The organism is Dactylosporangium sp. NPDC051541 (assembly GCF_044454505.1).
Lineage (GTDB): Bacteria > Actinomycetota > Actinomycetes > Mycobacteriales > Micromonosporaceae > Dactylosporangium.
The window spans coordinates 985,582-995,118 of the sequence record NZ_JBITDU010000002.1 but is presented as its reverse complement, the minus strand read 5'-3'; the positions used below and the strand labels follow the sequence as shown (position 1 = coordinate 995,118).

Genomic DNA, 9,537 nt, shown 5'->3' with positions numbered 1-9,537 from the left:
TCGATGACCATCGCGACCAACCCGACAGCCGACGCCTGGCTGCGCCGGTACCATCCGCACGACGACGCCCCCGTCCGGCTCGTGTGCTTCCCGCACGCGGGCAGCTCGGCGCCGTACTTCCTGCCGATGGCGGCCGGGCTCAGCGCCGCGGTGGACGTGCTGTCGGTGCAGTACCCGGGCCGCCAGGAGCGCCGCCACGAACCGCTCATCGACAACGTCGACACGCTCGCCGACCGCTGCACCGAGGTCCTGCGGCCGGCGCTGGACCGGCCCTTCGCCCTGTTCGGCCACAGCCTGGGCGCCACCGTCGCGTTCGAGGTCGCCCGCCGGCTCGAAGCCGAGGCCCGCGGGCCGGTCCACCTGTTCGCCTCCGGGCGGCGGGCGCCGTCACGCAACCGGGACGAGTCGGTGCACCGCCGCGACGACGACGGCATCATCGCCGAGATGCGCTCGCTCAGCGGCACCGACACCCGGGTCTTCGCCGAGGAGGAGCTGCTGCGGATGGTGCTGCCGATCCTGCGCAACGACTACAAGGCGGCGGAGACCTACGAGTATCGCGACGGTCCGCTCCTGCGGTGCCCGATCACGGTCCTCACCGGCCACGACGACCCGAAGGTCAGCGTCGAGGAGGCCGAGGCGTGGCGCGAGCACACCGCCGGGCGCAGCGTCCTGCACGTGTACGGCGGCGGCCACTTCTTCCTGGCCGAGCACATCTCCGCCGTCCTGGCCCTGGTCGGCGCCTCGCTGCGGGCCGCATAACCTAAGGAGTTCGACATGCGTGTGCTGTTCGCGACGCTGCCGGAGAAGTCGCACCTGTTCTGCCTGACCCCGATCGCCTGGGCGATGCGGGCCGCCGGGCACGAGGTCCGGGTGGCCAGCTCGCCCGCGTTCACCGACGTGATCGCCCGCACCGGCATGACCGCCGTCGGGGTCGGCGACGACAGCAACATCAGCTCGGCGATGGCCCAGCACCGCGAGTCGCAGGAGGTCGAGTCGGTCGACTGGAGCGAGCTCGACCCGGCCCGCCTGACCTACGCGCAGGAGCTGGAGCGGGCCCAGATGGGCGCCTGGGGCTTCGCGTACTACAACGAGCCGATGATCCCCGACCTGGTCGCCTTCGCCCGGCAGTGGCGGCCCGACCTCGTCGTCTGGGACCCGCTGACCTACGCCGGGGCCATCGCCGCCCGCGCCAGCGGCGCCGCCCACGTACGCTCCATGTGCTTCGCCGACGTGTGGGTGATGAAGCGGCAGCTGTTCCTGAAGCTGCGCGACGAACAGCCCGAGGCGCTGCGTCAGGACCCGATGGCCGAGTGGCTGGGGTGGCACGCCGAGCAGTTCGGCGGCGCGTTCGGCGAGGACCTCGTGACCGGCCAGCTGACCCTCGACCCGCTGCCCGAGCGGCTCTCCGTGCCGTCCGACGTGCGGCGGGTACCGGTGCGGTTCGTGCCGTACAACGGCCCGGCGGTCGTCCCCGGCTGGCTCGCCGAGCCGCCCGCCCGGCCCCGTGTCGCCCTGAGCCTCGGTGCGGCGAACACGGAGCGGTACGGCGGCGACTACGTCTCCAAGGGCGCGATCCTCGAAGCCCTCGCCGACCTCGACGTCGAGGTGGTCGCGGCGCTGCTGCCGGCCCAGGTCGCGGAGCTCGGCACCGTGCCGGACAACGCCCGCGTCGTCTCCTCGGTACCGCTGCACGCGCTGCTGCCCAGCTGCGCCGCGCTCATCCACCACGGCGGGTTCGGCAGCTACGCCACCGCGCTCGTGCACGGCGTGCCGCAGCTGTTCGTGGCCACCGCCGTGGCCGACCAGATCCTGCGCGGCACCGGGCTGCGGGACGCCGGGGCCGGCCTGCTCATCCCGCACCACGCGATGACCGCGGAGGGCATCCGCGACGCCGTCCACCGGCTGGTGACCGAGCCCGGCTTCGCCGCCGGCGCGGACGCGCTGCGGCGGGAGGCGACGGGCCGCCCGGCGCCCTCGTCGATCGTCGGCGAGCTGGAGCGGCTGGCCGCCGGGTCGCGGCTGCCCGGCTGGAGCCGGCCGTGACCGTCGCGTTCATCCTCGGGCAGAAGAACCTCAACTACGACCCGGCCGGCCTGATCGCCCTGCACGAGCAGTGCCCGGCCGTGCGCGACAGCTACACCGGCGTCGGGCGGTGGAGCGGCAACGACCCGGAGCTGCTCGTACGCGGCAGCGAGGACCCCGTGGTGCGCTCGCGCACCATCTCGCTCGGCCTCGCCGCGGCCATGCTCGGGATCGCCGATGTGCTGCGGGAGCGCGGCGTGCGACCGGCCGTCGTCGGCGGGATCAGCCTCGGCGCCATGGTCGCGGCCGCGCTGGCCGGCGCCGTGCCGCGCCGGCAGCTCATCGAGCTGCTGGCCCGGACCGCTGAGGACGATGTCCCGCTGGACCCGGCCCGGCCCGAAGGGTGCGTCGCCGCGGTACTTCCACTCGGCCAGACCTACGAGGAGTTCTACGGCACCCGCCCGGGCATCTGGTTCGGCGGCGACTTCGGCCTGCACACCAGCGGGGCGTTCCGCATGCTGCTGCTCAGCGGCTACCGCGACGCGCTGGAAGAGCTCGCCGCCGGGTACCCGCCCGAGTACTTCGTCTTCAGCGACGAGGACGTCGCCGTGCACTGCGCGCTGCGTCACCGCGCCCGCGACGAGGTGGCCCGGCGCACCGCGGCCATGGACTTCACCGACCCGGCGGTACCGATGTGCTCGTCCCTGGAGCCGCGCGAGCTGCACAGCGCGGCGCTGGTGCGGGCCGAGTTCAGCCGCAATGTCGTCGAGCCGGTGCACACCGACCACCTCAGCGACCGCATGCGCCGCCTCGGCGTGCGGCTCGGGGTCGTGCTCGGCCCGACGCTGCCGCGCGACGGTTTCGAGTTCCCGTTCCCGGTCGTGTACGTCGACGCGCCCGAGCACCTCGACCAGGCCGTCGCCGCGGTCGGCGAGCACGAGGCACTGCAGAGTCTGAAGGGCTGAACCCGTGAGCATCGCATTCATCTTCGGCACGAACCTGCTCAACTACGACCCGCGCGGCGTGGCCGAGTTCCACACCGCCAACCCGTGCATGCAGCGCCTCTACGCCTCGGTCAGCGAGTGGACGGGCGTCGACGAGGACCTGCTGCTGCGCCGCCGCGAGGACACCGGCGCCGACCCGGAGACCCGCTCCCGGCACGGCTCCGTGGCCCTCGCGGCCGCCATGATCGGCATCCACGACGTCCTCGGCCAGCAGTTCGGCATCCACCCGGCGGCCGTCGGCGGGCTCAGCCTCGGGTCCATGGTGAGCAGCTGCCTGGCCGGCGCGCTACCCCGCCGGGCCGTCTTCGAGTTACTCATGCGCATGGACCACATCGGGCCGCGCGACCCGGGCGCGCCGGCCGAGGGCATCGCGGTGGCGTTCCTGCCCGTCGACGACGACATCGAGCTGCTCGTGGAGCCCAAGCGCGACGGCGTCTGGCTGGCCGGGGACTTCGGCACCCATCCGACCGGACAGTTCCGCATCCTGCTCCTCGGTGGGTACCGCGAGAGCCTGGAGCGACTGGCCGCGGAGACGACCGTCGGCTCGGTGCAGCTGCAGGAACCCAACACCGTCGCCGTGCACACGCCGCTGCGCGAGCCGGTGCGCGCCTCGATCGCCCCGCTCATCGCCGAGGTCGCGATCAAGGACCCGGTCCTGCCGCTGTGCTCGGCACTGGAGCAGCGCACGCTCACCACCGCGGCCGAGGTCGCCGACATGTTCAGCCGCAACGCGGTCGAGACGATCCGCATCGACGCCATGAGCGCCGAGATGCGCCGGCACCGTACCCGCCTCGGCCTGGTCCTCGGCCCGTCGCTGCCGCGCGGCTGGATCGACTTCCCGTTCCCGGTCGTGCACATCGAGTCCCCGGCCGACCTGCCCGCCGTCACCGCCGGCATCTTCGAGACCGGTGTCGTCATGCCGCCCCGGAGGGTCCGATGAGCCACCACATCGCGTTCTTCATCTTCCCCGACTACGGCCACGTCAACCCGACGTTCGAGATCGCCCGGCTCCTCGTGGAGCGCGGGCACCGGGTGACGTACATGCTCAGTCCCGACTACGGCCCGGCCGTCGAGGCCGTCGGGGCGTCGCTGATGCCCTTCGCGGCCACCCGCCGCCGCCTGAGCGCCGGGCACGTGGACGCCGACGAGATCGCCGAGCTCGGCCTGGACATCCTGCGCTACACCACCGGCGAGGTGCTGCCGGCGGCCCGCGCCGGGTTCGCGGCCGACCGGCCGGACCTCATCGTGTATGACTTCGAGAGCTTCGTCTCGGCGCGCATCCTGGCCCGCGAATGGGGCAGCGCGACCGTGCAGTTCTTCCCGTACCTCGCCTCCAACGAGCAGTGGTCGCTGCACGCCGAGGTCTTCGACCCCGACTCCCCGGCCGTGCACGACGGCGTGGAGACGATCCTGCGGGTACTGGCCACGGTCGAGCCGGACCCGGACGCCCAGTGGGCGATGATGTCGCCGCAGGACGCCCGGAATCTGGTACTCCTCCCACGCGAGCTGCAGCCGAAGGGCGAGACCTTCGACGACCGGTACACCTTCGTCGGCCACTGCCTGCCGAGCGCGCCGCCCGCCGTCGACTGGCGCCCGCCGGACCCGGACGTCGCGGTGGCCCTGGTCTCGATGGGCACCGAGTCCAACGAGCGCGAGCACGTGTTCCACATGTGCGCCGAGGCGTTCGCCGACGGTGCCTGGCACGTCGTGATGACACTCGGCCGCGGCAAGCGGCTGCCCGCCGGGCTGAGCGCGCCGAACATCGAGGCCCACGAGTGGCTGCCGCACCTGGCCGTCCTCCCGCACGCCGCTGTCCTCGTGTGCCACGGGGGCATGGGCAGCGTCCTGGAGGCCCTGTACTTCGGCCGCCCGCTCGTCGTCGTGCCGCACACCCCGGAGAACCGGGTCAACGCGCGGCGGCTGCAGGAGCTCGGCGTCGGCCGGCTGCTCGAGGCGGAGCGGCTGGACGCGGCCACCCTGCGGGCCGCCGTGGACGCCCTCGCCCACGACCCGCAGACCCTGGCCCGGGTAGCCGCGATGCGGGCCGCGCTCCGGGCGAGCGGCGGGGCGACGCTCGCGGCGGACATGGTGGAGCGGGCCCTGGCGGCCGGCGCTCTCGAGCGGAGCCGCTAGGCCGGCGCCCGGTGCGCCGGCCTCAGTGCGTCGCCGCGCTCAGTTGCCGGTCGACGTAGCGGTCGAGCAGCATGTCGAGGTATCCGGGCCCGTCCGCGTCCGCGCCGAAGCCGGGCACGAGCTCACGCAGCCGGCGCAGCGACACCTCGGTGCGCGAGACGGGCCGGGCCCGGTAGGTGCGGTCGGGCGCCGTCCCCAGCCGCTTCGCGACGCCGTCGATGATGTCCTCGACCGGCCAGGGCCGGCCCGACGCCACGTTCACGACGATGTCGCGCACGTCCGCGCTCAGCAGCCCGTCGATGGCGACGACGAGATCGCGCACGTCGAGCAGGTCGCGGTGCGCGCCCCGGTGCACGGTGACGGTGCCGGTGCACACCTGCTTCACAATCGCCGGCAGCAGCTGGTGCGGGCGCTGATACGGGCCGACGACGTGCGCGAGGCGCAGCACCAGGTGCGGGCCGCCGCCGGCCCGCACGCACGCCTCCAGGGCCAGCTTGTGCCGCCCGTAGGTCGACGGGGGGTAGAGCGGCCCGTCCTCGGTCGCCGGTGCCTCGGTGGTGCCGTACATCGCGAACGAGGCGGTGGAGAAGTACAGCAGCGCGCTGCCCGCGGCCCGGCACTGCCGCAGGGCGTCGTAGAGCGCCTCGGCCTCCCGGTCCAGCTGCACCGGGTCGGTCACCGAGGTGCTCGACACCCCCGCCGCGAACGCCGTCACTCCCGGGAACCGATCCCCGAACGCCTCGCGCAGGTTCCTGGCGAGAAAGCCATTGCCGACGATCTGCATGTCATCCTCTCCACCGCGGCGGCGCCGGCCGCACGCCGGCGCCTCGGCCGCCACGCGGGTGGCTCATCCGACCGGTGTCACCTTCAGCATCCGCCGGGGCTCGACGCCGCCGCCCTCGACCGCGATGGACGACAGGTGCGACACGACGCGGTCGTCGATTGGGTCGTCCGCCGGGTCCTCGAGCACCCGGATGTGCTCGTAGGTCGTGGTGCGCTGGGCCGGCACCCGGCCCGCGGCCCGGATCAGGTGGATCATCTCCAGCAGGTTGGAGCGGTGCTTGGCGCCGGCCGAGGACACCACGTTCTCCTCGAGCATCACCGAGCCGAGGTCGTCCGCGCCGTAGTGCAGTGACAGCTGGCCGACCTCCTTGCCCGTGGTCAGCCACGAGCCCTGGATGTGGTTGACGTTGTCGAAGAAGAGCCGGGCGATCGCGATCATCCGCAGGTACTCCAGCGGCGTGGCCTGCGTGCGCCCCTTCAGGTGGTTGTTCTCCGGCTGGTAGGTGTACGGGATGAAGGCGCGGAACCCGCCGGTGCGGTCCTGCACGTCGCGGACCATCCGCAGGTGCTCGATGCGCTCCTCGTTGGTCTCGCCGGTGCCCATGAGCATCGTGCACGTCGACTCGACGCCGAGATTGTGCGCGATCTCCATGATCTCCAGCCAGCGCTCGCCGCTCTCCTTCAGCGGGGCGATGGCGTTGCGGGCCCGGGCCGGCAGCAGCTCGGCCCCGGCGCCGGCGAACGAGTCCAGGCCCGCGGCCCGGATGCGCTCGATGGCCTCCTTCGGCGTCACGCCGGAGACCTTCGCCATGTGCTGGACCTCGGAGGCGCCGAGCGAATGGATCACGAGCGACGGGTACGCCTGTTTGATGGCGGCGAACATGCGCTCGTAGTACTCCACCCCGTACTCCGGGTGGTGCCCGCCCTGGAACATGATCTGGGTGCCGCCGAGCTCGACGGTCTCGGCGCACCGGCGCAGCACGTCGTCGAGGTCGCGCTCCCAGCCCTTGTCGCTCTTCGGCGGGGCGTAGAAGGCGCAGAACTTGCACGCCGTCACGCAGACGTTCGTGTAGTTGATGTTGCGTTCGATGATGTAGGTCGCGATGTGCTCCACGCCCGCGTACCGGCGCCGGCGTACCGCGTCGGCCGCTTCGCCGAGGGCGTGCAGGGGCGCCGAACGGTAAAGCTCCAGCGCCTCTTCGGGGCTGATACGTCCTCCGGCGGCGGCTCGGTCGAGCACCGCGCTGACAGAACTGGCCATGTCGAACCTTTCGGGAAATGACGATGGTTCACGGTCTGGGCAGCAGCCGCACGTCGACGTCCGGCGGGAACCCGGCCTCGGCGTCGCTGACCCGCCGGGCGAACTCCGCGATGCCGGCCAGCTGCCGATCGCCGAGGCTGAAGTCGAGCGCGGTCATGTAATACCGCCGCAGGGTCCCGGCGTCGAACGGCTCCCACCGGGCGGCCTGCTCGCAGACCTCGTCGACCTCCCGCAGCGAGAGGTCGCGGGAGGCCAGGAACGCCGCGTGGACCCGCCGCACCGTCTCCGGCTCCCGCGCGAGGAAGTCCCGCCGCGCGGCGAACACCGCGAACACGAACGGCAGCCCGGTCCATTCGCGCCACATCGCACCGAGGTCGTGGACGTGCAGCCGGAGCCGCTCGGCCTCGGTGAGCGCGGCCCGCAGGGCGACGTCGCCGATGACCACGGCCGCGGGCGCGTCGCGCAGCATGGCGTCGAGGTCCGGCTCGGCCGTGAAGTACCGCGGCCGCACCCCGATCCGCTCGTGCAGCAGCAGCTGCGCGAGGCGCACCGACGTGCGGCTGGTGGAGCCCAGCGCGACCGGCGCACCGTCGAGCTCCTCGAGCGGGACCCGGCTCACGATGAGGCACGACATCACCGGGCCGTCGCTGCCGACCGCGATGTCGGGCAGTGCCACCAGGTCATCGGCGTGGCGCAGGAACTCCAGCAGGCTGATGGGCCCGATGTCCAGCGCGCCGGCGGCCAGCGCGTCGTTGAGCCGGTCCGGGGTGGCGCGGTGCAGGTCGAGGTCGAGCAGCGCGCCGGTGCGGGCCAGGCCCCAGAACAGCGGCACGCAGTTGAGAAAGTCGATGTGGCCGACCCGCGGCCGGACCGGCCGGGCCGGTGCGAGGACCGCGCCGCCGTGCGCGGAAGCCGGTGCGGTACCGGGTGAAACTGGCATGTGCACTCCCCGGGTCGACGATGCGGTCACTATCCATCACGGCCGCGCGCGCGACCACCGTTCGGGGCCGGATGCACGTCAAGTCTGGGTGTTTCCCGGTTCTTGGCGCCGGTGCGCCGTCGCCGCGCAGGCCCGGCGGCATCCTGGGAACGGCCGAACCGACCAGGAGGTCCCGGATGCGCGTGCTGTTCACTGTCTCCTCGTGGCCGACCCACTACGCCGCACTGGTGCCGTACGGGTGGGCGCTGCGCGCCGCCGGGCACGAGGTGCGGGTCCTGTGCATGCCCTCGCAGCGCGACGCGGTCGCCGGGGCCGGGCTGGCCCCGGTGCCGATCCTCGACGGCATGGAGATGTCCGTCCACAACAGACTGTCCTACGTTCGTGAAGCCCTCGACGGCGACTGGCCCTACCCCTGGACGCCCCTGCACCCGGTCACCGGCGCGGCGATGGCGTCCCTGGCCGACTTCGACACCGCGGCGTATGCCCGCGCCGACGGCGCCCGGTACGCGGCCGGCTCCGCCCGCAGCCACGACGCCGCGGTGGCCTATGCCCGGTCGTGGCGGCCGGACCTGGTGATCCACGACCCGGTCAGCACCGAGGGCCTGCTCGCCGCGATGGTGCTCGGGGTGCCCGCGGTCCTCGGCCTGTGGGGGCCGGTCGGCACCCACGAGCCGGCGTCGCCGTTCCGGCTGCTGCCCGCGGACCTCGGCGGCTCGTTCGAGCGCCACGGTGCCGGCCCGTTCAGCCCGGACCTGGTCCGCCACGTGCTGGACCCGTGCCCGGACGCGATCGCGCCGCCGACGCGGGCCGAGCGCATCGCGGTGCGGTACGTGCCCTACAACGGCCCGGGCACCCCGCCGGAGCCCCTGCCCGCCATCGACCGGCCCCGGGTCTGCGTGACCTGGTCGACGGCGCTGAGCACGATGACCGGCCCGCGCTCCTACGCGCTGCCGCACATCCTCGAGGCGCTGGACGGCCTCGACGTCGAGATCGTGCTCACGGCGACCCGGGCCGACGCCGCCGCGCTCGGCGACGTGCCGCCGCGGACGCGGGTGCTGGAGTACTGCCCGCTGCATCCGCTGTTGCAGCAGTGCGATCTGGTGGTACACCACGGAGGCTCGGGCAGCACCATGACGGCGATCGCCACCGGGACACCCCAGCTGATGCTGACGTTCGCCAGCGAGCAGGCCTGCACCGCCGGGCGCACGGCCGCCTCGGGCGCCGCCCGGCACATACCCGGGCCGGCTGTGACCGTGGCGTCGATCCGGGCCGCGGCGGCCGGCCTGCTCGACGGCCCGGCCCACCGGCTCGCCGCGGCGGAGTTGCGGCGGGCGGCCGAGGACCGGCCGTCCCCCGTCGACGTCCTGCCCCGGCTCGAGAAGCTGGCCACCTGA

9 protein-coding genes are annotated in these 9,537 nt (G+C 73.3%); 6 read left to right on the top strand and 3 right to left on the bottom strand.

All coding sequences use genetic code 11. The features are described 5' to 3' along the window. Positions 1-3 precede the first annotated feature (3 nt). Genes ACIA8L_RS12510 through ACIA8L_RS12490 form a run of 5 tightly spaced genes read left to right on the top strand, consistent with a single transcriptional unit; the run spans position 4 to position 5,159 of the window. Positions 4-759 carry a thioesterase II family protein gene (locus ACIA8L_RS12510; RefSeq protein WP_395903510.1) on the top strand — a complete coding sequence of 252 codons (756 nt, stop codon included), beginning with the start codon at positions 4-6 and terminating at the stop codon, positions 757-759. Positions 760-774: 15 nt separating this feature from the next. Continuing rightward, on the top strand, positions 775-2,043 hold the full coding sequence (locus ACIA8L_RS12505) for an activator-dependent family glycosyltransferase (protein ID WP_395903507.1): 1,269 nt from the start codon (positions 775-777) through the stop codon (positions 2,041-2,043). Continuing rightward, positions 2,040-2,987 (top strand): hypothetical protein, encoded by a 948-nt coding sequence (locus ACIA8L_RS12500; protein WP_395903505.1) that lies wholly within the window; start codon positions 2,040-2,042, stop codon positions 2,985-2,987. The genes ACIA8L_RS12505 and ACIA8L_RS12500 overlap by 4 nt, the downstream gene beginning before the upstream one ends. A gap of 4 nt (positions 2,988-2,991) precedes the next feature. Then, positions 2,992-3,966, top strand: coding sequence for a hypothetical protein (locus ACIA8L_RS12495; RefSeq protein WP_395903503.1), 975 nt, complete (start codon positions 2,992-2,994; stop codon positions 3,964-3,966). Then, positions 3,963-5,159 (top strand): macrolide family glycosyltransferase, encoded by a 1,197-nt coding sequence (locus tag ACIA8L_RS12490; protein WP_395903501.1) that lies wholly within the window; start codon positions 3,963-3,965, stop codon positions 5,157-5,159. Before ACIA8L_RS12495 ends, ACIA8L_RS12490 begins: the two co-directional genes overlap by 4 nt. 22 nt (positions 5,160-5,181) lie before the next feature. On the opposite strand, the gene ACIA8L_RS12485 is transcribed toward ACIA8L_RS12490, so the two are convergent. From ACIA8L_RS12485 to ACIA8L_RS12475, 3 genes are all read right to left on the bottom strand, one after another. After that, positions 5,182-5,943 carry an NAD-dependent epimerase/dehydratase family protein gene (locus ACIA8L_RS12485; protein ID WP_395903498.1) on the bottom strand — a complete coding sequence of 254 codons (762 nt, stop codon included), beginning with the start codon at positions 5,941-5,943 and terminating at the stop codon, positions 5,182-5,184. A gap of 63 nt (positions 5,944-6,006) precedes the next feature. Next, the gene (gene mqnC / locus ACIA8L_RS12480; RefSeq protein ID WP_395903496.1) at positions 6,007-7,203 is read right to left on the bottom strand and encodes a cyclic dehypoxanthinyl futalosine synthase; all 1,197 of its coding nucleotides are present in this window, start codon (positions 7,201-7,203) and stop codon (positions 6,007-6,009) included. 28 nt (positions 7,204-7,231) lie between these two features. Further along, entirely contained in the window at positions 7,232-8,143 is a 912-nt protein-coding gene (locus ACIA8L_RS12475; RefSeq protein WP_395903494.1) for a menaquinone biosynthetic enzyme MqnA/MqnD family protein, read from the bottom strand. A gap of 176 nt (positions 8,144-8,319) precedes the next feature. Between ACIA8L_RS12475 and ACIA8L_RS12470 the strand changes: the two genes are divergently transcribed. Beyond that, the gene (locus ACIA8L_RS12470; protein ID WP_395903492.1) at positions 8,320-9,537 is read left to right on the top strand and encodes a nucleotide disphospho-sugar-binding domain-containing protein; all 1,218 of its coding nucleotides are present in this window, start codon (positions 8,320-8,322) and stop codon (positions 9,535-9,537) included.

Bases quoted from the DNA above. Each gene is read 5' to 3' on its own strand.
- ACIA8L_RS12470 (WP_395903492.1), top strand. From the start codon at position 8,320: ATGCGCGTGCTGTTCACTGTCTCCTCGTGGCCGACCCACTACGCCGCA.
- ACIA8L_RS12505 (WP_395903507.1), top strand. From the start codon at position 775: ATGCGTGTGCTGTTCGCGACGCTGCCGGAGAAGTCGCACCTGTTCTGC.
- mqnC (WP_395903496.1), bottom strand. From the start codon at position 7,203: ATGGCCAGTTCTGTCAGCGCGGTGCTCGACCGAGCCGCCGCCGGAGGA.
- ACIA8L_RS12485 (WP_395903498.1), bottom strand. From the start codon at position 5,943: ATGCAGATCGTCGGCAATGGCTTTCTCGCCAGGAACCTGCGCGAGGCG.
- ACIA8L_RS12475 (WP_395903494.1), bottom strand. From the start codon at position 8,143: ATGCCAGTTTCACCCGGTACCGCACCGGCTTCCGCGCACGGCGGCGCG.
- ACIA8L_RS12490 (WP_395903501.1), top strand. From the start codon at position 3,963: ATGAGCCACCACATCGCGTTCTTCATCTTCCCCGACTACGGCCACGTC.
- ACIA8L_RS12510 (WP_395903510.1), top strand. From the start codon at position 4: ATGACCATCGCGACCAACCCGACAGCCGACGCCTGGCTGCGCCGGTAC.